Origin of the sequence: Pseudobutyrivibrio sp. UC1225 (assembly GCF_900115215.1) — a bacterium.
Classification (GTDB): Bacteria; Bacillota; Clostridia; order Lachnospirales; family Lachnospiraceae; genus Pseudobutyrivibrio.
In genome coordinates this window covers 1-24,219 of record NZ_FOVQ01000005.1, presented here as the reverse complement: position 1 = coordinate 24,219, position 24,219 = coordinate 1, and the positions used below count along the sequence as shown (strand labels likewise).

General features: G+C 38.5%; 27 protein-coding genes. 2 read left to right on the top strand and 25 right to left on the bottom strand.

Annotated features, from left to right (window positions below; translation table 11 throughout):
* Window positions 1-171: 171 nt before the first annotated feature.
* Entirely contained in the window at window positions 172-555 is a 384-nt protein-coding gene (locus BMZ41_RS07845; protein WP_090528428.1) for a PH domain-containing protein, read from the top strand.
* A 44-nt stretch (window positions 556-599) separates the two neighbouring features.
* Here BMZ41_RS07845 and BMZ41_RS07840 read toward each other — a convergent pair whose 3' ends face one another.
* The 9 genes from BMZ41_RS07840 to BMZ41_RS07810 form a co-directional block, all read right to left on the bottom strand.
* Window positions 600-2,276 carry a recombinase family protein gene (locus BMZ41_RS07840; RefSeq protein ID WP_090528425.1) on the bottom strand — a complete coding sequence of 559 codons (1,677 nt, stop codon included), beginning with the start codon at window positions 2,274-2,276 and terminating at the stop codon, window positions 600-602.
* A gap of 69 nt (window positions 2,277-2,345) precedes the next feature.
* A complete protein-coding gene (locus BMZ41_RS15840; protein WP_242942027.1) occupies window positions 2,346-2,906 on the bottom strand; it encodes a hypothetical protein in 561 nt (186 codons plus the stop codon).
* A 66-nt stretch (window positions 2,907-2,972) separates the two neighbouring features.
* The gene (locus BMZ41_RS15835; protein WP_242942026.1) at window positions 2,973-3,320 is read right to left on the bottom strand and encodes a helix-turn-helix domain-containing protein; all 348 of its coding nucleotides are present in this window, start codon (window positions 3,318-3,320) and stop codon (window positions 2,973-2,975) included.
* Window positions 3,321-3,373: 53 nt separating this feature from the next.
* Window positions 3,374-3,538 (bottom strand): hypothetical protein, encoded by a 165-nt coding sequence (locus BMZ41_RS15600; RefSeq protein WP_177184181.1) that lies wholly within the window; start codon window positions 3,536-3,538, stop codon window positions 3,374-3,376.
* An 83-nt stretch (window positions 3,539-3,621) separates the two neighbouring features.
* Window positions 3,622-5,313: a recombinase family protein gene (locus BMZ41_RS07830; protein WP_090528422.1), complete on the bottom strand. Its 1,692-nt coding sequence runs from the start codon at window positions 5,311-5,313 to the stop codon at window positions 3,622-3,624.
* Window positions 5,314-5,326: 13 nt separating this feature from the next.
* Complete coding sequence (locus BMZ41_RS07825; protein WP_090528808.1) at window positions 5,327-6,382, bottom strand: ORF6N domain-containing protein; 1,056 nt, start codon at window positions 6,380-6,382, stop codon at window positions 5,327-5,329.
* A 75-nt stretch (window positions 6,383-6,457) separates the two neighbouring features.
* A complete protein-coding gene (locus tag BMZ41_RS07820; RefSeq protein WP_090528419.1) occupies window positions 6,458-6,754 on the bottom strand; it encodes a resolvase in 297 nt (98 codons plus the stop codon).
* Between the two features lie 51 nt (window positions 6,755-6,805).
* On the bottom strand, window positions 6,806-7,078 hold the full coding sequence (locus tag BMZ41_RS07815; protein ID WP_090528416.1) for a hypothetical protein: 273 nt from the start codon (window positions 7,076-7,078) through the stop codon (window positions 6,806-6,808).
* Window positions 7,079-7,241: 163 nt separating this feature from the next.
* On the bottom strand, window positions 7,242-7,592 hold the full coding sequence (locus tag BMZ41_RS07810; RefSeq protein WP_026528705.1) for a plasmid mobilization protein: 351 nt from the start codon (window positions 7,590-7,592) through the stop codon (window positions 7,242-7,244).
* Between the two features lie 207 nt (window positions 7,593-7,799).
* Here BMZ41_RS07810 and BMZ41_RS07805 point away from each other — a divergent pair, with 207 nt between their 5' ends.
* Window positions 7,800-8,612, top strand: a complete 813-nt coding sequence (locus BMZ41_RS07805) for a helix-turn-helix domain-containing protein (RefSeq protein WP_207646138.1) — start codon at window positions 7,800-7,802, stop codon at window positions 8,610-8,612.
* A 120-nt stretch (window positions 8,613-8,732) separates the two neighbouring features.
* On the opposite strand, the gene BMZ41_RS16035 is transcribed toward BMZ41_RS07805, so the two are convergent.
* From BMZ41_RS16035 to BMZ41_RS07725, 16 genes are all read right to left on the bottom strand, one after another.
* On the bottom strand, window positions 8,733-9,728 hold the full coding sequence (locus BMZ41_RS16035) for a GNAT family N-acetyltransferase (RefSeq protein WP_090528411.1): 996 nt from the start codon (window positions 9,726-9,728) through the stop codon (window positions 8,733-8,735).
* 46 nt (window positions 9,729-9,774) lie between these two features.
* Entirely contained in the window at window positions 9,775-10,050 is a 276-nt protein-coding gene (locus BMZ41_RS16135; protein ID WP_050008154.1) for a DUF1062 domain-containing protein, read from the bottom strand.
* A gap of 16 nt (window positions 10,051-10,066) precedes the next feature.
* Complete coding sequence (locus tag BMZ41_RS07790; protein WP_090528405.1) at window positions 10,067-10,357, bottom strand: CD3324 family protein; 291 nt, start codon at window positions 10,355-10,357, stop codon at window positions 10,067-10,069.
* A 221-nt stretch (window positions 10,358-10,578) separates the two neighbouring features.
* Window positions 10,579-12,246, bottom strand: a complete 1,668-nt coding sequence (gene rlmD, locus BMZ41_RS07785) for a 23S rRNA (uracil(1939)-C(5))-methyltransferase RlmD (RefSeq protein WP_090528402.1) — start codon at window positions 12,244-12,246, stop codon at window positions 10,579-10,581.
* Window positions 12,247-12,255: 9 nt separating this feature from the next.
* The gene (locus BMZ41_RS07780) at window positions 12,256-14,592 is read right to left on the bottom strand and encodes an ATP-dependent helicase (RefSeq protein WP_090528398.1); all 2,337 of its coding nucleotides are present in this window, start codon (window positions 14,590-14,592) and stop codon (window positions 12,256-12,258) included.
* Between the two features lie 86 nt (window positions 14,593-14,678).
* The gene (locus BMZ41_RS07775; RefSeq protein WP_090528395.1) at window positions 14,679-15,311 is read right to left on the bottom strand and encodes a DUF1836 domain-containing protein; all 633 of its coding nucleotides are present in this window, start codon (window positions 15,309-15,311) and stop codon (window positions 14,679-14,681) included.
* 84 nt (window positions 15,312-15,395) lie between these two features.
* On the bottom strand, window positions 15,396-16,151 hold the full coding sequence (locus BMZ41_RS07770; protein ID WP_090170412.1) for a class B sortase: 756 nt from the start codon (window positions 16,149-16,151) through the stop codon (window positions 15,396-15,398).
* A gap of 56 nt (window positions 16,152-16,207) precedes the next feature.
* Complete coding sequence (locus BMZ41_RS07765) at window positions 16,208-17,653, bottom strand: hypothetical protein (protein WP_090170414.1); 1,446 nt, start codon at window positions 17,651-17,653, stop codon at window positions 16,208-16,210.
* A gap of 152 nt (window positions 17,654-17,805) precedes the next feature.
* Entirely contained in the window at window positions 17,806-18,093 is a 288-nt protein-coding gene (locus BMZ41_RS07760) for a YerC/YecD family TrpR-related protein (RefSeq protein WP_015548776.1), read from the bottom strand.
* A gap of 219 nt (window positions 18,094-18,312) precedes the next feature.
* Entirely contained in the window at window positions 18,313-19,323 is a 1,011-nt protein-coding gene (gene asnA, locus BMZ41_RS07755) for an aspartate--ammonia ligase (protein ID WP_090528393.1), read from the bottom strand.
* A 22-nt stretch (window positions 19,324-19,345) separates the two neighbouring features.
* Window positions 19,346-20,746: an asparagine--tRNA ligase gene (asnS, locus tag BMZ41_RS07750; RefSeq protein WP_090528391.1), complete on the bottom strand. Its 1,401-nt coding sequence runs from the start codon at window positions 20,744-20,746 to the stop codon at window positions 19,346-19,348.
* A gap of 263 nt (window positions 20,747-21,009) precedes the next feature.
* The gene (locus tag BMZ41_RS07745) at window positions 21,010-23,088 is read right to left on the bottom strand and encodes a beta-galactosidase (RefSeq protein ID WP_090528389.1); all 2,079 of its coding nucleotides are present in this window, start codon (window positions 23,086-23,088) and stop codon (window positions 21,010-21,012) included.
* 19 nt (window positions 23,089-23,107) lie between these two features.
* Window positions 23,108-23,335: a hypothetical protein gene (locus BMZ41_RS07740; RefSeq protein ID WP_090528386.1), complete on the bottom strand. Its 228-nt coding sequence runs from the start codon at window positions 23,333-23,335 to the stop codon at window positions 23,108-23,110.
* The gene (locus BMZ41_RS07735) at window positions 23,320-23,511 is read right to left on the bottom strand and encodes a hypothetical protein (protein ID WP_177184179.1); all 192 of its coding nucleotides are present in this window, start codon (window positions 23,509-23,511) and stop codon (window positions 23,320-23,322) included. Before BMZ41_RS07735 ends, BMZ41_RS07740 begins: the two co-directional genes overlap by 16 nt.
* A 26-nt stretch (window positions 23,512-23,537) precedes the next feature.
* On the bottom strand, window positions 23,538-23,765 hold the full coding sequence (locus BMZ41_RS07730) for a DUF3791 domain-containing protein (RefSeq protein ID WP_090528383.1): 228 nt from the start codon (window positions 23,763-23,765) through the stop codon (window positions 23,538-23,540).
* A 236-nt stretch (window positions 23,766-24,001) separates the two neighbouring features.
* Window positions 24,002-24,219: group II intron maturase-specific domain-containing protein (locus BMZ41_RS07725; RefSeq protein WP_304442048.1), on the bottom strand; the 218-nt coding region annotated here is incomplete at its 5' end.

The window sequence follows — 24,219 nt, the reverse complement described above, 5'->3', positions numbered from 1 at the left end:
GCATCAAATTTACCTCGCTTCCTTTATTATTTTTATACTACTTTGACATTATTGCATAATTTTCAGTGAATATCAACATGTTTATTATTTTGACAATATATGCATCTAATTGTTTTAATGAGTAATAACGATTATAATTAGTTAAAATATCAATTAATTAGGAGGATAATAATGGCTAATATTTTATGGCATGACCGAAAAAGACATTTTGGACTTCCACTTAGTTTTACTAAATATAGCATGAGCGAGGATCGATTATTTGTTGAGACTGGATTTTTTAATCTTGTTCAAAACGAAGTGAGATTATACAGAATCCTCGACCTTCAGCTTAAGAGAAGCATTGGGCAGAGAATATTTGGGGTTGGTTCTATCTTTGTAAGTTCCTCAGATAAGAACCTTGGCACATTCGAAATTAGAAATGTAAAGAATTCTGCCAACGTTAAAGAAATGCTTTCTGTTCAGGTAGAACAGCAACGTGAAGCAAAGCGTGTTGTAGGCCGTGAATACATGGGCGGCGACATTGACTTTGAAGACGACGATGATGATGTAAGATAAAAATTGAAGGGGCACATATCTTTATGATATGTACCCCTTTGTTTTTATTTTTTTGTCAGCGCACAAATTGATTCAAGCTGATTTAAATTGTCCAAACCAAAAAGTGTCTCATTATTGATCATTGGAATCTTAAACTTAATATCCTTAATCCACTTTCCATCTGGCTGTCTCTCTTCATAAACCTCAACCTTCTCTATAAGTTGGGTGATGAACTCTCTGCACTCTGCATCAGTCATATCAACAACGTACTTGTCGAAATAAACCAATGCCTTGTATACATTATCAGCTGATACTTTATTTGCTATTATTGCCTGACGCTTTGCCTGAGCAGACAGTAGTAGTTCTTCTGTCCTATCAATTTTATCATAGATTTTATATAAACTACACTCGAGACCATTTTTGCGTCTTGAATAATGCTTATCCTCAACATCTAAAGAATCTATATCATCATTGATAGCCTCTTTTCTGTTGTAACACTTTCTAAGCTGAGCTTTTAATTCTTTTATTTCTTTATCCAATTCAGTGGTATCCACCTCCGCCTTAATCTTTCTTTTGATTTCTTGGGCGAATTTTCTACTTTGTGTCATTCGAATTATAGACTCAATAACTGCTGCATCAAGTAATTCTTCATTTATCTGCTTTCTATATGTGCATACATGACCTCTATCCTTTTTTCTGTGCTTGCAAGAATAATAATAGAAATCCTTGTAGAATGTTCCATCGGCTTTTTTCTTAGTTGCCTTATTAGCATACAATCCTGTTCCACATATCGGGCATTTCACTATTCCTGTAAGAAGATGCGTTCTTTCTTCTTTTGACTTATTAACACGACTATATTTATGAGAACGCTTTTTCATCTTGGCATTGGCAGCCTCCCACAAATCTTCAGAAACAATAGCTTCATGTGCTCCATCAGCAGTGATATACTCATCCGAATTAACTATCTGATATTCATTACGAGTACCTCTAACCTTTTGAGTTTTTCTTCTACCAAATGCAATTTTTCCCATGTAAACAGGGTTTTGAAGAATAAGGCGAATTGTATGTTCACTGAAGTATTCGTTTTCCCATTCACGCCTTTTTACCTTCTTTATTCCATGATTTGAAAGATACTTTGCTACACCTGAAGGTCCATGTGTTGTATTGACATATACTTCAAAAATCTTTCTTATAACTTCCGCCTCTTCCTCATCTACATGCAATTCACCATCCACAAGCTTATAACCATACGGAGCCATTCCTCCATTCCATTTTCCTTCTCTAGCCTTTTGCATTCTACCTTCCATTGTTTGAGCTCTAATATTTTCACGCTCAATTTCAGCTACAGCTGATAAAACAGAAATCACTAGTTTACCTGCATCTTTTGATGAATCTATTCCATCCTCTACACATATAAGGTCAACGCCAAAGTCTTGCATTACTTGAAGTGTAGACAGAACATCAGCAGCATTTCTACCAAATCTTGAAAGTTTAAATACAAGAACAAACCTCACATCATCCTTTCCTGCTTTTATATCTTCAATCATTTTATTAAAAGCCAGGCGATCCACAGTGGATTTGCCTGACTTTCCTGCATCCTCATATTCTCCAGCTATCTCATATTCATTGTAAGCACAGAAGCCTTTCATCCTAGTCTTCTGTGCATCTAATGAATAACCATCAATCTGCATTGCTGTTGAAACACGAGTGTAAATATAAACTTTTGTTTTCTCCTTAGTCATAAAATATCCCCTTCTTAAAATAATCTTAAAAACTATTGACACAGACTCTTTTCGTCTTTATTATAAGAATCAAGAAATGGGTTTTTTGTCGTGTACAGCCAAGTGCTCAAGCGGGTTGCTCGTTTCTTTTTTTATGTCCAAAATATCATAAAGATAAAGTTTATTATCTTCTGAATGTCTTACAATTAGAGAAGCATGGAATACATTATATCTTTCTATATCACCATTTTCTTTGAAAACAGGAAGTGCAAAATGTGAATCATATCGATACCATCCATACTTTGCATTTCTATAATGCTTTTCTTCATTGTTTTCCCTAAAATGAGTTCCCTTGGCAGTATTGATTAACTCTGGAATACCTTGTGTTGCATTTGCCTTTGCTTTAGCATTAGCACCTTTCAAACCATAGGTATATTCTGATCCTGTATACTCATTTGGCAAATCATTTCCAATAAATATCCAATCGCCTGTGCTTTCAATCTGGCAAGATGTTCCAACAAAAGTCTTTAAATACTCTCTAACGTCATCCCAATCTATAGAACGTTTACCTTTAAATTTAATAGAATTAATTAATACAACATCCTTTCCATCAGCATCTTTAACAACTGTTACATTTCTACTTTCTTCCAATTTAATACTCCTTGTAAAACTTAATAAACTTGAAATGCCAAAATAGCATTTCAAGATAATATACTTTTAAATATCCTCCAATTTCGTCAACTCCCCCAACTTCTTCGCATAGGTCAGCAGTCTCTTTTGCGCGTCCTCATTTAAACCTTCATATTCCATTAAAAGCTGCTTTTCCTTATAATCCACCTTAGTCTCCTTGACCTCAGTCTCATCTATACCTTTACCAGTAAGAAGAGCCTCTGGTGATACTTCTAATACTCTGCATATATCCATAATCTTATCAGCGGAGGGATTATGACCTTTTCTCTTCCAATCACTGATTGTGCTAGGCGCTATCCCTGCTGCTTTACCAAATGCATTCTGACTTAACCCACGCTCCTTTATAAGGAAAAATATTCTTTCAGTTATTGTCATAATATATGTCCGCCTTTCCGAATTCTTTCAATTTCGTTTACACGAATATATTATCATGCAAACAAAACGTATTCAATATCAAACAAATCCTTTTCTTTACGTTTTTCGGCCGAAAGCTTAATAAACTTTCTTATGTTCTGCATAAGAAAAAGAACCTCTGGATCAGGCAAGCTGTCCAAATCAACCTTATCGTTATACTTTAAAATCATTGAATACATAAAATCTGCTCCCACACCTTGGAAACAGATAAAAAAGCTTCCAAACTTTTTCAAGTTCAGAAGCTTTTTTTAATACTTAATTATTATATTTTATCAATTTTCGCTACCGTCTCGAGGCTTCTTTGATAGTCCCAACCAGAATCAGAAAGATCCACTTCCTGCGTCTCAGCCCCATTATAATATACTGGGAACCGAAATTTGATACTCTTCAAGAAGCGACCATCCTCCTGTTCCTCTTCAAAGATTTCAACACGCTCCACAAAAGAATTTATAAAACGCTTCTTTTCTGAATCTGTAAATTCACTGTATATTTTATCAAAGCTCTTAAGTATGCGATAGATGGAGTCTTTAGAAAGCTGCTTTTTGTTGATGTTATCGATTCTCATGGAGATGGTATCAATCTCATCTTCTATTGCACCAATTTCCTCATACAGCTTATTCATGCGCTCCTGCATATCATCATATTTTCTGTCATAGAACCTGTCACTAACATCAAGAGCGTCCATCTGCTCAGCCAGTTTATTCTTAGCACCGATTGTCTGTCGAAGTCTGGTCCGACAGATTTCTCTTTCTTTTTCCAACTCTTCTGTATCTGTTTTTGCTCCCACTTTAGTTTTGAGAGCATCTTGAAACTTTGGGTTATTGACGAGCTTATATATAACCTCTTCTACGGCAGCATTTACTTTATCCTGCCCCCATTGATGATGATAGCTACAGTTATGACCATCAACTTTAAGCCTATGCTTACATGCATAATAGAAGAAATCCTTATAGTATGTGCCGTCAGCTTTCTTTTTACGATTAACATTAGAATACATAGCGCCATGACAAACAGGACAACGAAGAATTCCTGATAAAATATGTTCATGCTCAAGGCTATGCGTCTTTTCTCTTTTTACTCCTGTCTCCTTTCGCTTCTGAGCCGCAAGCCTGAAGTCATCCTCTGAAATAATAGCCTCATGGATTCCATCATATAAATCATATTCTTCTTGTTTTACAACATGATATTCATTTCGAGTTCCTTGAATCTTCTCATTAGAGCGTCTGCCATAAGGCATTTTTCCCATATAGATAGGATTATCAAGTACTCCCTTTATGAAAGAGCTTGCAAATGCATCAAGCGTATTATTCTGACGCTTTTTCTTCTTGTATCCATGCGTATTTAAGTAATCCGCCACACCGTTGACACCCATATTGGTATGAATATACTTGTCAAAAATAATACGAATGATTTCAGCCTCATCTTCTGCAATTATGAGTTCCCCATTAACAAGCGTATATCCGTAGGGAGCAAAGCCACCATTCCAACGACCTTCTCTTGCTTTCTGTCTACGGCCTTCCATTGTTTGGACGAGAATATTTTCTCGCTCAATTTCAGCGACAGCCGATAGAACTGAAATCATAAGCTTTCCTGCTTCCTTAGAACTATCTATTCCATCTTCTACGCAGATCAGATTAACACCATAATCCTGCATTAGCTGTAATGAACTGAGAACATCAGCTGCATTTCTTCCAAATCTTGACAACTTAAAAACGAGAACGTAGCTTATTCCATCCGCACCACTTGCGATTTCTTCGAGCATCCTTGAGAACTCCGGTCTACCATTTATATTCTTGCCGGAGTGGCCTGCATCAGAAAACTCTTTTACAACTTCCATATCCTGATATTCAGCATATTTGCTTAGCTTATCTCGTTGGGCGTCCAAGCTATAACCGTCAACCTGAATTGCTGTAGAAACACGGGTGTAGATATAGCATTTTGTTTGTTTCTTCAATTAGAACATCCTCCTATGGAAGTTGCAATAATCCATTTTGCAATAATTTCTTTATCATCGGTTTATACTTATCTATTCCAAAATCTTCTACAATACTTGTGATACGACCACCTGCATCTTTTGACGATGCACCGCACAGAAATACACGTTCATCTTTTGTTCCGTAATCAAGAACAATAAATCTGTCATGAAAAATTCCACCGGTACGTTGCATTGTAATTTTTAATGTTGGGTATTCTTTGCAGAAATCTTTGTATTCAATATTGTGGAGTTTTGAAGTACCTACATTATCACTAAACACCTTGATCTCCACTCCCGAAATAACATTTTTCAAGTGTACCAACGTTCTAATTCCAATATAATTATCAACAAGATATACTGATTTCTTGGCTTTACTGTATATTGAAGAATATGCCACATCCGCACTGCAATACTTGGTATTATACATGAGCCAGCCATTATCCTCGTCACTAACAAAACTATTCATCATGTCTGCAAGATCAGATTTTGTCACAACATCGCTAAGTCCATCCATGACATCTGACATTTGTTTTTCCACAGAAACAAGATCCATTCGGAGCTTTTTTATCTCGACCACATTGCTTGCAGTTTGCATTGATAGCTGCATCATTTCACGCTGACCAATAAGACTCTGATTATCAATAATATAGTCCTTCATCTTTTTGAAAGTACGAACTAAATCTATACTCTGTTTTTCTGCCAGTGTTCCTTTTAAAACTGTCATTAACATATACAATCCTTGCTCTGTAAAAACGTATGGATTACTACGCGACATTGAATTAATATTTGCGGTCGCATTTTGCGACCACAAAATTTTCACTTCTTCATCAGTCACTTGAAACATAAAGTCTTCAGGAAATTTTCTTATATTTCTCTTTACCTGCTCGTTTAACCTTTTAGTTTCATATCCATATATTTCTGCCAAATCTGAATCAAGCATCACCTTTACGCCACGTACCTCATATAGTTTTTCTTTCAAAAGTTCTTCCGTGATTTCTACTGGAACTATTTCAGTATTCTCAACCACTTCCTTCTTTTTATCGTCCATATTTTCCTTTCCAATTCTTGAGGTCAAATATTTTGACCTCAAGATTCTACGTCTTAAACTTAAAATCTAAAATGTTCATTTCTGGACACTTTTTGAATCTCCTACAATTTTCTGCAGTTCTTTATAATATGCCAGATAGCGATAGGCTGTTCTTCTGCTGACATCCCCCTCTGCCACAATCTCCATAAGAGTCATGCCACTCTCATACTTCAACATGAAATCATTGTATGCTGCCATCCAAGCTTCATCATGTTTTTTGCGACCACCGAAGTTACGGTTACGGAGCGTTTCATTTTCCGCCTTTAGCTCTGCAACCTCTTTTTCTAATTCCTTTATTCTTTCAAGGGCTTCATCAAGAGTTGTAATTTTCATCTTGTGCCACCTCGCTTTCTGACACCATTGTAATTCCGCACTGTGTCACTGTCAACTTGCTTTTTGGCACATGCTCTTTTCTGATTTCATCCCTGAGTCTTGATTGTGATAACATTGCCTATAATAATCTTTGAGTCGATCACCCAAATTTTTGTATGAATAAACAAGTATGACCGGCGTATTGTCAATATATACGCAATAGTCATAGCCTATATCATCCATAGCAAACTTACCGGCATACTTTTCAATTAGCTCAGCAAGTACGTCGATGCATCTTTCAAAAGCTACATTACAAGATGGATTTTCAAAGTAATTCCTTCCCATATTTTCCTCCCTTTCATCATAGTTTTATGGCCTTTCACAAATTGGCAAGCAGTGCATCGGTGTACACCTGATGCGATTTTGCTTGTTGGGGAGTGTGCCCCAATCCCCCTGATTGCCGATTTTCATCGACAAGCTACGCCTGCAAAACAGGCTAAAAACGAAGTCAATAAATGTCCAAATATTTGTTAAAAGTCTTTTCCACCTTCTTCAAAACTCGTTCATGATTCTCCTTCATATCTGAAATTGTTTTGCCATCTACAGTGCCACATGAATTGGCAACTTTTGCAATCTGGTTGATATTGTTGCTGTCAATTTTTAGAAGTTTGATGATTTCTAATAACTCACTGAAGTCTATGTGAATGTAATATCCATCGATTGCCATCTTCCTAATATAGGCGCTCATGTTTTTGACTCCTATCTTCTCCATCCTGTCATGAATCATCTGCAATTCATTTTCAGGAATCTTGATATGAATCTGTTTGTTACATGGAACGTATCCCTGATTTAACAACATTTGCTTTTCACCTCCTCTCGTTAGCGTTGTTCATGGACTAATTATCCAAGATTTAGAAGCCCTACTCCGTATATCCAAGAGGTAGGAAATAGTTGCTCTTCTCAAAATTTTCCACGATATTGGAATTCATCATTTATAGCCAACTTACATTCTGTTATGATTTACATATACAAGAACTTTTGGAAAAGCACTGTGGGGAATAAAGCATTGAAGTGTAAATTATCAATTCAGGAAAAACTAAAAGATTTAAGAATAGAAAAAGGCCTGTCTCTGCAAGAACTGGCAGAACAGACCGGAATATCCAGAGCATCTCTAGGAAATTATGAAACTGATGATTACAAAGAAATTACTCACAAGGCTATTATCTCCCTTGCAAATTTTTATGGAGTAACTTCCGATTATTTATTAGGACTTACCGAGAATCGTGAACAGCACAGATTCCCTGTTGATGACTTAGGGTTAGATGATGAAACTGTTGAAATATTAAAAAGTGGCAAGCTGAATGCTCGCCTAATATGCGAAATGATAAAGCATCCAGAGTTTAAAAATTTTCTCACTGACATGGAAATCTACATTGACAATCTTGCCGGAATGCAATTTAGAAACCTCAACAAAATGATTGAACAGACAAGAGTCCGTCTTCAAAACAAAGGCATATCTGATGAAGATCATTATATGAAAACATTGGCGACAGCTTCTATTTCCGAAGATAATTACTTTAATAACCTTCTCGGAAATGATATCGTAAAAATCGCAAAAGATTTAAGAGATGCTCATAGCAAAGATGCAGAAACCGGTAATGCAACTACACCTGTTGATGATATCCTTGATTCATTTGAAGAGCTAAAGACTGCCGATAATGCAACACAAGCTCAGATGATAATGTACAGCAAACTCTTTAAAATCAACTTCACTAAGATGGACCCTTATGAGTTTAAAACCTTTACCGATATCCTCCAGAGATATTCAGATCTTTGTAAACCTGTAAAAGGAACCGGACGCGGCAAGAAGAAAAAATAAACCAATGTCAAATGCTTTTCCGAAATCTATTACATTTTCTTTTTCAAGAAAAAGGCGCACTCATACCTGCCATTAGTAAGTATAGAGTGCGTCTTTTCCTAGTTGTTTATTTCAAATGTATCATCGATGAATGTACAATCTCGTCTGCTCCGGTTCATCATCCCCTTGAGCCATACAGTAAAACTCCCATCCATAACGCTCATAAAAACCAGTATGATCTGTAACAAGATAGAGCGGTGAAATTCCTTTTTTATTCATGTTCTCCACAACAAGATTAAGAAGATTTCCTGCTATCCCCTGTCCACGATGAGCCTCTTCAGTATATACAGCGCAAACATTGGGGCTTAAGTCCTTCCTGTCATGAAAATCATTATCGATTACACCTAACCCCCCGACAATTTGATCTCCTAACATGCATAGGTACCAACCATTTTCGGTCTCTTTATTAAGATACGCTGTCATACATTCAAGATAAGCATCCTTTGGGACTCCCCACTTTTTGTGAAACCAATCTGCAGCCATATCTTTTAAGTCGGGTTTTTCTCTCAACTCAAAATATTTGTATTCCGTATTCGCATTAATATCTTTTACCATCTCAACAATCTCTATATCTCCGTCAGCAAGAATCTCCACGATTGATTCATGTCCATCCTCATTAGCTCCATTCTGCCAATAGATTTCAGCCATCCTAAGATTCTCTTGTTCGTCTGTTACTCCATCAAAACACTTGTAGGCATCTTCTTCAAAAACTCTTCCAGTCACTTTTATCTTTGCAATTCCGAAAGTAGGTCTTCCTAACTTAGCAAAATAGTCTCCCCACCTCTCAGCTTCCTCGTATGACTTAGACACATATAGCGAAGCCATTCTCGAAGGGTACTCCGAATACTTTTCTTTTCTAACTTTTTCCAACGCAAGCTCACGAAGCGCTACATCCACCTTGTGCGTCAGTTCTGTATCCTTATATTTTTCAGGATTGTTATATATATCATTTACTGTTTCGAGTTCCTCATATACACGCTTGTGGACACCGTTTGGATGCTTGTCATCCAGAATGATATGTTCACCGACCTTCTTGGGAATGTCGGATATTACATGAAAAAAATATTGTTCTTCCATTACATTCTCCCTATTGAAATGGCCGGACACATAGCCCGGCCGAAATTCATTTTAATTCAGCATTGTTTCTTTTTAAAAAGTCTATATCGCTACCATACTTCATGGCAGTTTCCATATCGTTATTCATAAAGCTCTCAAACAATTCTTCAGGTATCTTTCCTGGACGAGTCCTTTCATAAATTGTGAGGTTCTTGGAATGCTTACATTTCTTACATCGATATATCAGCCATACATCAACACTCTTACCGTTAGCATTTACTCTAAATCTATAGGAATTGATAAACTCCTGTTTCTTCCCACAACCTCCACATCTAAAGAACACTCTTATTTTGGTATGATCAGACAGAAGGGGCACCTTTGCTTAAGGCCAGCCTCTGATTCCTGAGGATTCTCTGAATGCTTTTCTCCGACAGGGAAAACCTGTGTGCAAGTTCGTGTATTCCTATTCCGCCTATGTAGTTTTCGTATATTTCTTCATTTCTTTCACGAAAGAAGACCTTGGCAGAAGTCGTGGTTCCCCACTCCTGTTTTTCCTTGCAGGGAATATAGATCATTTTTCCGTCTACATATTGCTGAATCGTTTCTATTAATTCCTGCGGCAGCACGTTCTCTGCCTTAATATAGCTCATAATGCTCCTCCTAAATTGATATTTCTTTTAGGATTCATCTGAGCTTACGATTCATTTATTATTTAAGCTCAGACTACTGAGCGATAACAACTCTGATGGTCATATAATCATGCTCCTTTCCTAATCACACAAAGTATAATCCTCGTTAATTGTACGTGAACATATCTTATGATTCAACCTCAAGAATAATTATAAAAAAACTTGCGCAACAAAATATGTCCTTATATCATTTGAAAATATCTCAATGCTTCCTCTATCGCCTTCACTTTTTCCTCCGGACATCCCGGTTGTCTGCTGTTCTCTGATTTTGGCTTATTATAGTTTTCACGCTCTATAATTCCATGCTTCTGCTTTACCTGAGCGATATTAAGATTTGTTACATGAAATCCGTAGTGTTCCTGCACCCATTCCTCAATTTCCTTGTATGTAGCCTTCGACTCAGCACTTGTAGCATCAATCTCATCCAGATTAATCTCTATCTCAATATGATCATCTGGTTTTTGTTGGGACAAAAGCACAACCGTTTCCACATGGTAAGTGCCTGGGAACATGTCCACGCAGGCAAGGCGTGTGACCTTGTAGCCGCGGGCGAGGAATACCTCAAGGTCGCGAGCTAAGCTGGTAGGCTTGCATGAGATGTAAACAAGTGAATCTACACCGTAATCGATAATCTTATCAAGTGCCTTTGGATGGATGCCATCACGTGGTGGATCAAGGATTATATAATCTGGCTTCTCAGTAATATCATCGAGAACCTTAAGTACATCTCCTGCGATGAAATCACAGTTCTCAAGGCCATTGAGCTTAGCATTGTCCTTTGCAGCCTCAACTGCCTCAGCGATGATTTCTACACCTGTTACATGCTTTGCTGCAGGTGCAATAACCTGAGCAATTGTACCTGTTCCAGAATAAAGGTCATATACCTCTGCCCCGTCAGCTCCGCCAGCAATAAAATCACGTGCTGTACTGTAGAGCACCTCAGCACCAAGTGAATTAGTCTGGAAGAATGAGAATGGTGTGATTGTAAATGACAATCCAAGAATCTCTTCCTTGAACCAATCCTGACCATAGAGAATTTCTGTACCTTCATCGCAGACAACATCTGCTTCTCTATCATTCTTTGTATGAAGGATACCTGTAAGCTTTCCTTCCCAATCAGGGCAATTAATAAGAGCCTGCTTCCATCCCTCTAAAAGAGCTATTTCATAGATAGATGAAATCTGTGTACTTGTAACCAAATCCACAAGAATCTCGCCAGTCTTTGCTGCCTTGCGAACAAGAAGATGACGGAGATATCCCTCGTGTGTATTCTTGCGATAATATGGCTGCTTCGCATTTGCGAAGTAATCCAATGTGATAGTAAGAACGCGTCTCATATCTGCGTCGATAATCTGGCAGCCATCTACTGTAACAACATCATAGAAGCTACCCTTTTTGTGCATACCAAGAGTAAGAGGACCATCCTTTACCTCATCACCAAAAGAAAACTCCATCTTGTTTCTGTATTCAAACTGCTTAGGGCTGGCCTTGATTCCCTCGTATGTGGCATTCCAAACATCCTCACCGATAACTGGTGCCATAAGGTCATGAATCATGCCCTCTTTAATCTTAAGCTGCTGCTCATAAGGAAGTGACTGATATGTACAACCACCACACTTTCCAAAATGCACGCAAGCTGGGCAGTCCATCTCAAGAGGAGATGGAGCATCTACTGAAAGAAGATTACCCTGAGCCTTTTCTTTTGAACTCTTTTTAACTCTTACAGATACTGTCTGCCCTGGAAGTACACCCTTTACACGAAGGCGGTCTCCTTCAGCAGTCTCTACTATACCTTTGTTAGGGAAGTTTACTTTTATTACTTTACCTTGTACAACTTCACCACGTTTCATAAATTACACCTATACTTTCTTTAACTTTGCGAAGGACGCAAACATCTTCTTTACGCCGACACCATCAAACTCTACTGTGACCTCGTAGTCGCGACCTTCATCTATAATATCTTTAACTGTCCCTTCTTTAAATTTGATATGGCTGACGCGGTCGCCGATGCCATAATCCAATTCACTCTTCTCAATCTTTGTGCCGTTCTTATTAGCAACTGCAGTAGTGGAGCTACCTACAGAATATCTGCTGGCGCTGTAGCTGCCCTTTCCTTTCCCTGCTGTAGAACCTGCTGTACCATAGCTTGTAGAGGCAGCAAATGGCTTACCGAAACCTGAAGGCTTTTGGTAGACAGAGTACTCTCCAATAGGAGTGCTGCTGTAATCATCCATAGGCTTTGGTTCCCAGAGATTGCCCTTTACTAGCTCTTCAGGAATCTCTTTTACAAAGCGGGAAATCTTATGGAAGGCTGTCTCGCCACGAACCATTCTCATACGTGCTGCAGTCATTGTAAGATGCTCACGGGCACGGGTGATTCCTACGTAAGCAAGACGGCGCTCTTCTTCGAGCTCTGAATCTGCTCCGCCGCCATCAAAGATAGCTGCCTGACCTGGGAACAATCCATCCTCCATGCCTGCCATATAAACACGTGGGAACTCCAATCCCTTAGCGCCATGAAGAGTCATAAGCACAACGTAATTGTCGCTTTCCTCATAGCTGTCAATATCAGCAACAAGCGCTACATCCTCTAAGAATCCTGAAAGAGTAGGCTCCTCGCCATCATCTCTTGCATCCTTTTCGTAGGCAACTGCTTTTGTAAGTAACTCGTCGATATTTTCAATACGAGCCTTAGCCTCGTCAGTGCCCTCAGCTCTGAGCTCTGCCACATAATCCGTCTGATCCAAAATCTCTTCAACAAGTGCTGATACAGATTCTTCTTTTGCAATCTGACGCAGCTTCTCTATTAAGCTGGTAAAGCCCTGAATCTTTGTAGCTGCCTTTCCAATAGATGGTACCTCTTCACAATGAAGCAGTGCCTCGTAGAAATTAAGACCACGTTCTCTGGCAAAATCAGAAACCTTTGTGATAGTGGTAGCACCAATTCCACGCTTAGGAATATTAATGATACGCTGAACAGCAATATCATCACTACCATTATCAACTGTCTTTAAATAAGCAAGAACATCCTTGATTTCCTTACGGCTATAGAAATTAACACCGCCAACAATCTTATAAGGGATACCCTCATAAATCATTTTTTCTTCTATAAGACGTGATTGAGCATTGGTACGATAAAGTACTGCACAATCCTTGTAATCTGCTTCGCCTTTACGAACCAAAGCACCTATGTTGCTGGCAATAAAGCTAGCCTCTTCATATGCACTGTCAAACTGCTGGAACTGAATTTTATCTCCATCCTCAGCCTCTGTCCAAAGAGCCTTTTCCTTACGTCCCTCGTTATTGGCAATGACAGAATTAGCCGCCTCCAAAATATTGCCTGTAGAACGATAATTCTGTTCCAGCTTAATAACGTGAGCTGCAGGGAAGTGCTGCTCAAAATTCAAAATATTATAAATATCAGCACCACGGAATTTGTAGATGGATTGGTCGTCATCACCTACTACGCAAAGATTCTGTGCACCGCCAGTAAGCAAACGAACCAGCTCAAACTGCGCTGCATTGGTATCCTGATACTCGTCTACCATAATGTATTTGAACTTATCATTATAATAAGCACGAACATCTCCATCTAAACGAAGGAGCTCTACAGTCTTCATAATCAAATCATCGAAATCAAATGCATTATTCTGACGAAGGCGAGCCTGATATTCGCGATATACTGCGGCCTGACGGGACATATTAAAATCGCCCATGGCACGATTAGTAAATTCTTCAGGACCAATTAATTTATTCTTAGCATCAGAAATTACATTTAAGAATGTTCGCTCCTTAAACTGCTTTGTATCTATCTGAAGATATTTGCAAACCTCTTTCATAAGGGTCTTGCAATCGTCTGTATCATAAATAGTAAAATTGCTGCTGTAGCCCTGTCCGAGATTTTCGCAGAAACGACGAAGAATACGAACACAGCTGGCATGGAAGGTAGCTACCCAAACACCATCAGAACCGAAGCCGACGATATTATCAATACGCTCCCTCATCTCTCTGGCTGCCTTATTAGTGAAAGTGATAGCCATGATGTTGTAGGGCATCACCCCCTGCTCTATTAAATAAGCAACGCGGTGGGTAAGCACTCGTGTCTTTCCTGAGCCGGCGCCAGCCAAAATAAGCACTGGCCCCTCAGTGGTAACTACGCCCTCTCGTTGCTTGTCATTCAAAAAATCTAAATTCATAACAAAACTATCCTTACATTTATGATTATTTTCGAAACTTTGTTCTATAATTCTAACATAGAAACATAGTTCCTTCTACCTAATAATCACTTTTCTTTTGGTTTTTCTTTGGAACTATTGTCTGCCTTTTCCTCATCTTTACGACGGTTGGAAATATACTGTTCAATCATCATTTTCTTAACGAATACATCAAATGAAAGCAGACAGATGAATGTGAAATCCTGAAGCACATCCTTGCTTTCTTCATCCTGGTCAGCAAAGGCCTCTCGGCTCATGTTGTACTTCTTAATAATGTCCTTTGTAACTTCCTTTGCAACCTTTCGCTCGTAGCCGACCATGTCGCAATAAATATCAAAGAAAGACAAACCTTCACTATCACCATAGTACTTATCATTAATTGGGTCTAAGATACTCTTGATATCCTTCAAGCCCAAGAAATTCTTAAAGTAATATATAAAGATAAGATTCAGCATATGCTCTCTGGAATACTTTTTCTTTTCTGGAGGTGGCATAAGCTGATTCTTAGTGTAATTATTTATCATAGTCTTTGTCATGGCCTTGTCCTCGTTTACCTCGCGGACAGTACCAAGCTCCTGATCTAAAAAGGTCAGCACCTGATCCATATATAAATCAATATTTGGAATATCAGCAGGATGAACATAATCTATTTCAGCCAACTGATGAAGAATTTCATTAAGTCGTTTTCTAGAATTATCCATATCTTTCCCCTTATACAAAAAATGAGATGTAGTTTCAGAAACTACATCTCACATTTTAGCATAAATATATTGCATTGTCTTTGATTATTCGTATGCCTCTACTTTTATCAATCTACCAACAACAAGATATCTTTCTTCCGCTACACCCTTCACGCAAGTTGAAAGAGTAATAATTTGCTCATACTCCCCCATATCATATCCCTCTATAATATGAGTACTCTCTGCATCCGGTTCATAAGCTGTCAAATCGCTCAAAAACTGCTTTGTTCCAACTGGATTTTCCATTATATATGTATCTGAAAGATAACTATCATTGAACCTGCTGGCAATAATAATCTCAAAGGTTAGTTTTCTATCTGAAAGGTAAATATCAATTTCTCGATTATTATCGAAAAAGTCCTTATCTTCAAATAAATGAAGCTGACCAAAATACGAACCATTCTTCATGTTGTGACCATATACAACTGTATTTGCCACCTGAAAATCTTTTCCATCTATTTGATTTGTATAAATTGAACCTGGAAGACCTTCTGTACCATCCACCTTATGATTAAGGTAATAATTATCCTCTTCTGATTGAAGTACAGGGTAATCAACTGTTGTTCCTGGCATAGTTATCCACGCATAAATATCTGGATTATCACTTTGAAGCGCTGCTATATCTTTGGTATCAGTAGTTACTTCTGGTTTCTGAACGCTAACAACTTCAATTGGAGCTGAAACAGCATCTTTTGGCATTTCCTCTGAGTTATCCTTTTTGAATATCCCTACATATATCGTAATGCCAATAATTGTAACTAAAACTATGGCTATACAACCAATCAAATCTTTTTTCTTCATACTTATACCTAAAAAAGGAGACTGCTATTATTTCAGTCTCCCTAAAAAGTTTATTCTTATTCCTCTCCTGTTTTTGGAGATTTTGTTGTTGATGTTGCGCTTGCAGAAGTCTGCTCATCTTCAACTACAAATACGTAAGTAGAGAAGTGGTTTGTAGCAAACTGGATTACACCATTTTCTACAACTGTAGGACATTGTACTACCGTACCATCCTCAGCAACACGATATACCTTAACAACCTGATTCTCGCCTACAACCATGTCTGATGGCATATCCATAGAAACAGTTACATATCCGTCAAGCTGATGAATAGCAGCACCACTCATGTCTGCAAGATCGAATTCTACCATCTTGCCAATTTTGTAAGATACTTCATTCTCGTTATTATTCCAGAACTTCTTGAAAGCCTCATTAACAGTAACGTAATACTGAGCAGTTGGCTCAATCTCTGCACTAGTAAATGATGCTCCTGCTGGAACAACATCATTTACACTATCAAGTGAAGATTTAAATACTCCATTATTTGTTACAATAGTTCTAACTTGTTCGCCATTAGCATTAACAGTTACTGTCTCAAAAGAGTCAACTGGACGTTCCTTTGTTTGAACAGTTGCAGATGAACTACTTGAAGAACTGTCTGATGAACTAGTTGAAGCTGAACTTACATCTATATTAGTTGAATTATTTGAAGTGGTAGAAGTAGTATTTGTCTGTGAAGCGTCCTTTACAAAGTAAGACATACTAGCTTCGTTTCCTTTTTCATCAATAACTGTGATATGAGCTACACCTGCAGACTTTCCTTCAATTATGAAGTTTCTACCATCAACCTTTACAGTAGCAATACTTTCATTATCAGAAGTTGCTGTAATAGAGTATTTAGAGTTAATGGTTTTTACTCCAAATGTACTGCTATTACCTATAGTGCCACTAGGTACATCTTCTTCTAAAATCTTGCCTGATTCATCTGTAATAAAGATAGAACCCATAATAGTATAAGTTCCATATAAACGAATAGCATCATCCCATTTATATCTTAATTCACCATTCGCATTTCTAGTCGCTGGATAATAATAAGTATGGGCATTTAATCTATTAGTTGTCCAAACACCATTTTCTACTGAAATCGTGCCTTCGTCATTAGTAGCAACCGCTAAAATATAATCATCCTCAGACTCAGGAATAGGATCGTTTTCTCCATCTATCCAACCATAGGCATTACCATTTCCCGGTTGACCTATACGATTAACATTATATGTTCTATCATCAATATCAGTTGTAAATCCGTAAATTTCAAATGTCTGACCTTCATAATAATAAGGTATGCCATAAGAATTAGTCTGATTTATATCATTATCCTGCTCAGGGGCTCTTAAAGCTTTATAATTAATCTGACTGACGTCCATTACAGACCATGCCTTTGCATCATTCTTATCAACCATAAATCCTGTCACTGCTATAGCGAAAGCTGCTGCAACAGCGACAAACTTTTTCATTCCATTCATATTAGATTTAACCTCCAAATTTCTATAAACGCAAACGACATTATATTTCGATATTATTTTGTTGTCAATCTAATTTTTATAACGTCATAGAAAAATTCACAAAAAAAGATCAGGCATAAAAGCCTGACCTTAAATCTCTGATTACCTTATCACTACTTGCTGATTCTCTTAAGAACCATATCATATCCATCGTTACCATAATTAAGGGCACGATTAACACGGCTGATAGTAGCTGAACTAGCGCCAGTCTCATCAGCGATGTCCTGATATGTACGCTCCTCGCGAAGCATCTTGGCAACCTCGAAGCGCTGCTTCATAGCTACCATCTCATTAACTGTACAAAGATCTTCAAAAAATTCATAGGCTTCCTCGACTGTCTCGAGGCTAAGAATAGCTCTTAAAAGCTCATCCATCTCTGCTGTTTCAAGTTTCTTATTCATTATTACAAATACTCCTAATAAAAATCCCACAATATAAACTTTATCACTACAATAATACTGTAGCACACTAAAGTCTTAAAGTAAAGGACAACATAAAAAATATTTTATAGACGAAAAAATCGGCTCCCTGAAAGAGAGCCGAAAGATATTGTACGATAAAAATATACAATTGTAAAGTGTTTTGTTTGTCAGCGAAAGACAGTATTTATTATTTGTCTTTTATAGGATGACTACACCTTTTTGGCTTGCGTACTCAACATCCTCTTCTGGCCAGATAGAGCACTGTACCTCGCCAATATGGCATTTTCTGAGGAAGAACATACAAATACGGCTCTGACCGATACCACCACCGATTGTATAAGGAAGCTTCTTATCAAGAATAGCCTTCTGGAATGGAAGCTCTGCTCTCTCCTCACAGCCAGCCTTCTGAAGCTGAGCCTTAAGGCTGTCCTCATCAACACGGATACCCATTGATGAAAGCTCCAGTGAAATATCATCTACAGGATAGTAAACGATGATATCACCGTTAAGCTGCCAATCATCATAGTCAGGAGCACGACCATCGTGCTTTTCTCCAGACTTAAGCAAATCACCAATCTTCATAAGGAAGATAGCGCCGTACTCTTTAGCTGCTTCATACTCACGCTGATGAGCATCTAAATCAGGCCATCTATCCTCAAGCTCCTGAGTAGTGATAAAATGAATCTCCTCAGGGAGAATGCACTGTACATAGTCATATGAATTTGCAATATATTTCTCAGTAACACGAAGAGCTGCATAAACGCTCTTTACGTACTTTTTAAGAGTCTCTTCGTTACGAGCAGATTTCTCAATGATACATTCCCAGTCCCACTGATCAACATAAATAGAATGAATATTGTCAGTGTCCTCATCACGACGAATAGCATTCATATCTGTATAAAGACCTTCGCCTACATTGAAACCATAGCGGCCAAGTGCCATTCTCTTCCACTTTGCAAGAGAGTGAACAACTTCAACCTCTTTATCATTCTGTTCCTTTACACCAAAGGCAACTGGGCGCTCAACACCATTTAAGTTATCGTTCAAACCTGACTCAGGGCGAACGAAAAGTGGTGCTGTAACACGGTGTAAATTTAACTCAGCTGTAAGCTGTGCCTGAAAGAAGTCTTTAACCCTCTTAATAGCAATCTGTGTCTCTTTTAAATCTAACGCTGACGCGTATCCATCTGGGATGTAAATCTTGCTCATAACTTAACCCTCCTAGTCTTTATTATAAGTCGCAGTTTCCAACAGTTCTTGGGAATGGAATTACGTCACGGATGTTGCCCATACCAGTAAGGTACATTACGCAACGCTCGAAGCCGAGACCAAATCCAGCATGTCTAGATGAACCATACTTTCTGAGGTCAAGGTAGAACTGGTAATCCTCTTCCTTAAGACCGCACTCCTTCATTCTTTCAACAAGAACATCGTAGTTGTCCTCACGCTGTGAGCCACCGATGATCTCACCGATACCAGGAACGAGGCAGTCCATAGCAGCTACAGTCTTTCCATCCTCGTTGAGCTTCATATAGAAAGCCTTGATTTCCTTTGGATAATCTGTAACGAATACAGGCTTTCCGAAAATCTTCTCTGTAAGATATCTCTCATGCTCTGTCTGAAGATCGCAGCCCCAAGATACCTTGTAATCAAATTCATCGTTGTGCTTCTCAAGCTCAGCAACAGCATCTGTGTATGTGATGCGACCGAAATCAGAAGATGCAACATGATGAAGTCTATCAAGAAGTCCCTTGTCGATAAAGTTGTTGAAGAACTCCATCTCCTCTGGAGCATGCTCAAGAACGTAGTTGATAACGAACTTAATCATGTCCTCAGCGAGAATCATATCGTCCTCAAGATCAGCAAATGAAATCTCTGGCTCAATCATCCAGAACTCAGCTGCATGACGAGTTGTGTTAGAGTTCTCTGCACGGAATGTAGGTCCAAATGTGTAGATGTTCTTGAATGCCTGAGCATAAGTCTCACCATTTAACTGACCTGAAACTGTAAGGTTTGTAGCATGGCCGAAGAAATCCTGTGAGAAATCAACCTTGCCATCCTCTGTCTTAGGGATGTTGTTAAGGTCCATTGTTGTAACCTGGAACATCTCACCTGCACCCTCGCAGTCACTTCCTGTGATAAGTGGAGTGTGTACATATACGAAATCACGCTCCTGGAAGAACTTGTGAATTGCGTATGCGCAAAGAGAACGAACTCTAAATACAGCCTGGAATGTGTTTGTACGTGGACGAAGATGTGTCTGTGTACGAAGGTACTCCATTGTGTGTCTCTTTGGCTGGATTGGATAATCTGGTGTAGACTTTCCTTCTACATCAATCTTTGTAGCCTGAATCTCGAATGGCTGCTTTGCCTCTGGTGTAAGTGTAACGATACCTGTTGCATATACAGCTGCACCTACATTTAAATGACAAACCTCGTCGAAGTTGTCGATTTTATCCTGGTTAAATACAACCTGTACTGGGTTGAAAAATGTTCCGTCAGCAAGTACTAAGAAACCGAATGTCTTAGAATCACGCATGTTGCGGACCCAGCCTGAAACTGTAACTTCCTTGCCGTCGAACTCTTTAAAGTTTCTTGAAAGTGTTCTTACGTCAATTGTTTTAACGCTCATTTTATTTTCTCCTTATTATTGAATTACATAATTAAAGCCCCATCAAACTTGCGCTTGATGAGGCTCGCTAATTCTTACATATTTGAACAATCTTCAAATCTCATCAACAGCAATAAAATTAAATCCCCTGATTATTATTCACGGAATTATTATTGTTATTATTGAGATTATTAAGCATAGATGTAAATGCCATGACCGTTCCCCTTCTTTATTTGAGTAAAGTATAGTTATTTAGACTTTTAAAGTCAAGTATCTTTTTGCAGCTAGCCTTCCAAGGTCTCCACCAACGCCACTTTTCTTAGTGCATAATGGACTCCATCTGCCTTTTCCAGTCTTCCTGCCATAGTTGATGACACATCTACCACAACATCATCCTTCTTAGGTGTTATGTAGAGAGTAAGCACATCTCCCCCTTTAATACCAAGCTCCTTTAGCCCGATTTCCCAGGTGGATTCACAGCAGAAATCGTCGTGAAGCAGTTTTCCAGTCTTATCAAACAACTGTCCTATGTCGCCACTATAATTAATCTGAAGCAGCGTATCCTTTGCCTCTGGATTCAACTTTGGAATCTCTATTGTAAATCTGGACTCACCGCACTGCTTAGGTGTGAGCACTCTCTTGTTTTGATTTGTGAGCTCTGCTGGTGGCTTTATTTCTGTGTACTCCAGTGACAATTCTCGGGACAACGTTATTATTGACAATGGTTTGCCTTTAACCTGCTTTCCAAAACTGTAGGATGGACTATCTGGAATCTCAATAATCTCTTCGCCTTCGAATTTATACACTGGCTTCATTCCTGCTGGTCTGAAGAATATATATATAAGACTCGTATCCGTCTCCACTCTCGAAAGCAGCTGAGCTGTGGCATATTCCAGTCGCACACCATCCATATCTAAATTAATAGGAAGAATTGCCTCTTCCCCTGCTGCTATGGAAAGGTCATCTATTGTAATTTCTTTATCCTTCAATTTGATGGTTATTGATTCATTTACCTTATCAGCCTGCTCAATATGGTCCTGATAATTATTTATAAACAGGAATCCACTTTCACCATCTGTCCTTGCTGCATATCGTAAATACGAATTATCTTCCGGAATCAATCCCTGATTATCATCTGCCAATATAGTAGTCATTGGGCAAAGCAAATGACCAAAGTGCTTTAAGAAAATATGAATACATCTAAGCCTGTAAAAGCTTGGGCGAAGCTGTCCAAATTCTCCTATAGGTGCATTGTAGTCATAACCAAGCTTTGGCACCTGATGTTCATTCAAATAATCCATTCTCAGACCGTGAGGATTTGTTCCACCCCTGTACATGTAATATCCAAGGAAATTACAGCCGCTGGCAAGTTTTACATTTGCCATCGCATCCACCGATTCACATGGAAAATGAAAGCGATAATTATAGAAAGGAATCATTCCACCACCCATTTCACAGCAGGAATATGGCATAGACTCAGGCTCATAGAATGGTTCAAAGTTATAGGTGGATTTCACAGCGTTATTGTGATTATCTCTATAAATGTATTCAGGTGTTGCAGGATGCTTGTAATCCTTGTTTCCATAAAACATCCAAGGCCAGAAAGCATAGCCGCCCCAAAGTGGAAGCATCTCGCCTGTAGGAGTGGCTGCGCCACCCCAGCCTGTGCAGGTGTAAAATGGTGTAACAATGCCTTCTTCGATTGCGATATTTTTCAGTGCTACCAAATACGCATCACCGTCGCGGCCTCCATTTACCCACTCATTGGAAATTCCTGTAGTCATCTCCCATGGTGCTGCTGAATGCATATATTCATTATCAAGCTGTGCGCCGATGATAGGGCCTCCATCTTTATATAGTAGGCCTTGTATCTGCTCTCCAATTGCCCTATACAACAATCTCACTTGTTCCAAAAATGCCGAGTTATTACTTCTCACATCATAAGGCTTTCCATACAGCCAGTCAGGCAATCCTCCATTCCTCACTTCGCCATGACAGAAGGGACCAATTCTAAGGATTACAAACATGTCATGCTTTGCACAGATTTCCACAAACTTCCGTAGATTTCTTCTGCCATCAAAGCAAAACTCCCCTTCAATCTCCTCATGATGGTTCCAGAAGACATAGGTAGAAACAATATTCAGCCCGCCTGCCTTCATCTTCAGGATGGTGTCCTCCCACTGGCTCTCTGCCACTCTGGTAAAATGACATTCCCCGCTTATAGCGAAAAAAGGCTCACCATCTATCGTCATGTAGTAATTGGTAAAACCCAGCTCCTGTCCAGCTGGATTTTTCCCAAAAAATTTCTGCGATAGAGGATAAACCTTCTGTTTTCTAGCTTTTGTAAAATCGATTATGTGCATTTTAATTTTAGTGACCTTACTAAAGTCCCTTCTCTTTCTTATAGATTTCAGCTATATATGTTGGGCCATTGCACCAAAGTTTAGTTTCAGTATCATAAAGTGCTTTTCCTGTTTTAGAAATCAAAAAGTCTTCTAAAATATTTTTTTCATCTTGCTTTAACTCTTCAGCCAATTCCGAAACAACCATGGATATCAAAGCGTCAACTGTATAATCTAGCCTCTCCTTTGATACTACTTGTTCAGCCATATTTTTTCTCCCTCAATAAACTCTAAACACGATAATGCCTTATCCGTTCTAAAACACAATTGATCTTGAAGTTTATTAGGAAGCAACTGATTCATACATAATGTATCTGCTTCAGCCTCCCCAACATTTCCAAAGGCACCTGCTAAATAAGCTGTCAATGTGGCAATAACTGCCATGATATAAAATCAGGCCTTCCTTTAATTCAACCATTAAGATTAACTCCTTTTCTGATAAGATATTTTTCTACATCATCAAGAACTGTTTCATCACCTTCACAATGGAAAATTCCAAATCCTGTCTCTATATATCCAAGAACATCTACTTTTCTAAATAAATCTATTATCTTTTCTACCGGAAGATTCCATCTATATGAAGCCAATCTAACAATCCTGGCCTCCATAAATGTCATTTGAAATTTTTCATCTGCCATAGTTTCTCACTCCAATATAAATAGTCAAAGATATCTTATTCATTTAAATTTTACCATTACAGCAGCAAATATAAAAGAATATTTGCAGCCGAAGAAAACAGCTAGTTATAGGTAATCGAGTAGGAGGGAGATTTAATTAATCTCCCGACCTCTCAGTCGAGTAAGTAGGAGGATTTTCACCTCAAACTTCTCACAGAACCGTACGTGAAGGTCTCCCTTCATACGGCTCTTATCATCTAACAATACGAATACATTTTGCTCCAGTGTGCAAACAATCTCGGCTCTCGTTTTCTTACAGACGTGAGCCATTTTTCTGCCCGTCTTCTATGACCACGAAGGTTCTTATATTTACACATTGCCCATTTTACTAGCCTACGTTCTATACATTGAAGTGTATATTTCATGGCTGATGGATTGAATTTCCCAAAATAATTAATCCAGCCTCTTAGCATAG

What these genes read in the sequence shown, in the direction of transcription:
- BMZ41_RS07845 (WP_090528428.1), top strand. Translation starts at nt 172, where the DNA reads ATGGCTAATATTTTATGGCATGACCGAAAAAGACATTTTGGACTTCCA.
- BMZ41_RS07840 (WP_090528425.1), bottom strand. Translation starts at nt 2,276, where the DNA reads ATGACTAAGGAGAAAACAAAAGTTTATATTTACACTCGTGTTTCAACA.
- BMZ41_RS15835 (WP_242942026.1), bottom strand. Translation starts at nt 3,320, where the DNA reads ATGACAATAACTGAAAGAATATTTTTCCTTATAAAGGAGCGTGGGTTA.
- BMZ41_RS15600 (WP_177184181.1), bottom strand. Translation starts at nt 3,538, where the DNA reads ATGTATTCAATGATTTTAAAGTATAACGATAAGGTTGATTTGGACAGC.
- BMZ41_RS07825 (WP_090528808.1), bottom strand. Translation starts at nt 6,382, where the DNA reads ATGGACGATAAAAAGAAGGAAGTGGTTGAGAATACTGAAATAGTTCCA.
- BMZ41_RS07820 (WP_090528419.1), bottom strand. Translation starts at nt 6,754, where the DNA reads ATGAAAATTACAACTCTTGATGAAGCCCTTGAAAGAATAAAGGAATTA.
- BMZ41_RS07815 (WP_090528416.1), bottom strand. Translation starts at nt 7,078, where the DNA reads ATGGGAAGGAATTACTTTGAAAATCCATCTTGTAATGTAGCTTTTGAA.
- BMZ41_RS07810 (WP_026528705.1), bottom strand. Translation starts at nt 7,592, where the DNA reads ATGTTGTTAAATCAGGGATACGTTCCATGTAACAAACAGATTCATATC.
- BMZ41_RS16035 (WP_090528411.1), bottom strand. Translation starts at nt 9,728, where the DNA reads ATGGAAGAACAATATTTTTTTCATGTAATATCCGACATTCCCAAGAAG.
- BMZ41_RS07790 (WP_090528405.1), bottom strand. Translation starts at nt 10,357, where the DNA reads ATGAGCTATATTAAGGCAGAGAACGTGCTGCCGCAGGAATTAATAGAA.
- rlmD (WP_090528402.1), bottom strand. Translation starts at nt 12,246, where the DNA reads ATGAAACGTGGTGAAGTTGTACAAGGTAAAGTAATAAAAGTAAACTTC.
- BMZ41_RS07780 (WP_090528398.1), bottom strand. Translation starts at nt 14,592, where the DNA reads ATGAATTTAGATTTTTTGAATGACAAGCAACGAGAGGGCGTAGTTACC.
- BMZ41_RS07775 (WP_090528395.1), bottom strand. Translation starts at nt 15,311, where the DNA reads ATGGATAATTCTAGAAAACGACTTAATGAAATTCTTCATCAGTTGGCT.
- BMZ41_RS07770 (WP_090170412.1), bottom strand. Translation starts at nt 16,151, where the DNA reads ATGAAGAAAAAAGATTTGATTGGTTGTATAGCCATAGTTTTAGTTACA.
- BMZ41_RS07765 (WP_090170414.1), bottom strand. Translation starts at nt 17,653, where the DNA reads ATGAATGGAATGAAAAAGTTTGTCGCTGTTGCAGCAGCTTTCGCTATA.
- BMZ41_RS07760 (WP_015548776.1), bottom strand. Translation starts at nt 18,093, where the DNA reads ATGAATAAGAAACTTGAAACAGCAGAGATGGATGAGCTTTTAAGAGCT.
- asnA (WP_090528393.1), bottom strand. Translation starts at nt 19,323, where the DNA reads ATGAGCAAGATTTACATCCCAGATGGATACGCGTCAGCGTTAGATTTA.
- asnS (WP_090528391.1), bottom strand. Translation starts at nt 20,746, where the DNA reads ATGAGCGTTAAAACAATTGACGTAAGAACACTTTCAAGAAACTTTAAA.
- BMZ41_RS07745 (WP_090528389.1), bottom strand. Translation starts at nt 23,088, where the DNA reads ATGCACATAATCGATTTTACAAAAGCTAGAAAACAGAAGGTTTATCCT.
- BMZ41_RS07740 (WP_090528386.1), bottom strand. Translation starts at nt 23,335, where the DNA reads ATGGCTGAACAAGTAGTATCAAAGGAGAGGCTAGATTATACAGTTGAC.
- BMZ41_RS07735 (WP_177184179.1), bottom strand. Translation starts at nt 23,511, where the DNA reads ATGGCAGTTATTGCCACATTGACAGCTTATTTAGCAGGTGCCTTTGGA.
- BMZ41_RS07730 (WP_090528383.1), bottom strand. Translation starts at nt 23,765, where the DNA reads ATGGCAGATGAAAAATTTCAAATGACATTTATGGAGGCCAGGATTGTT.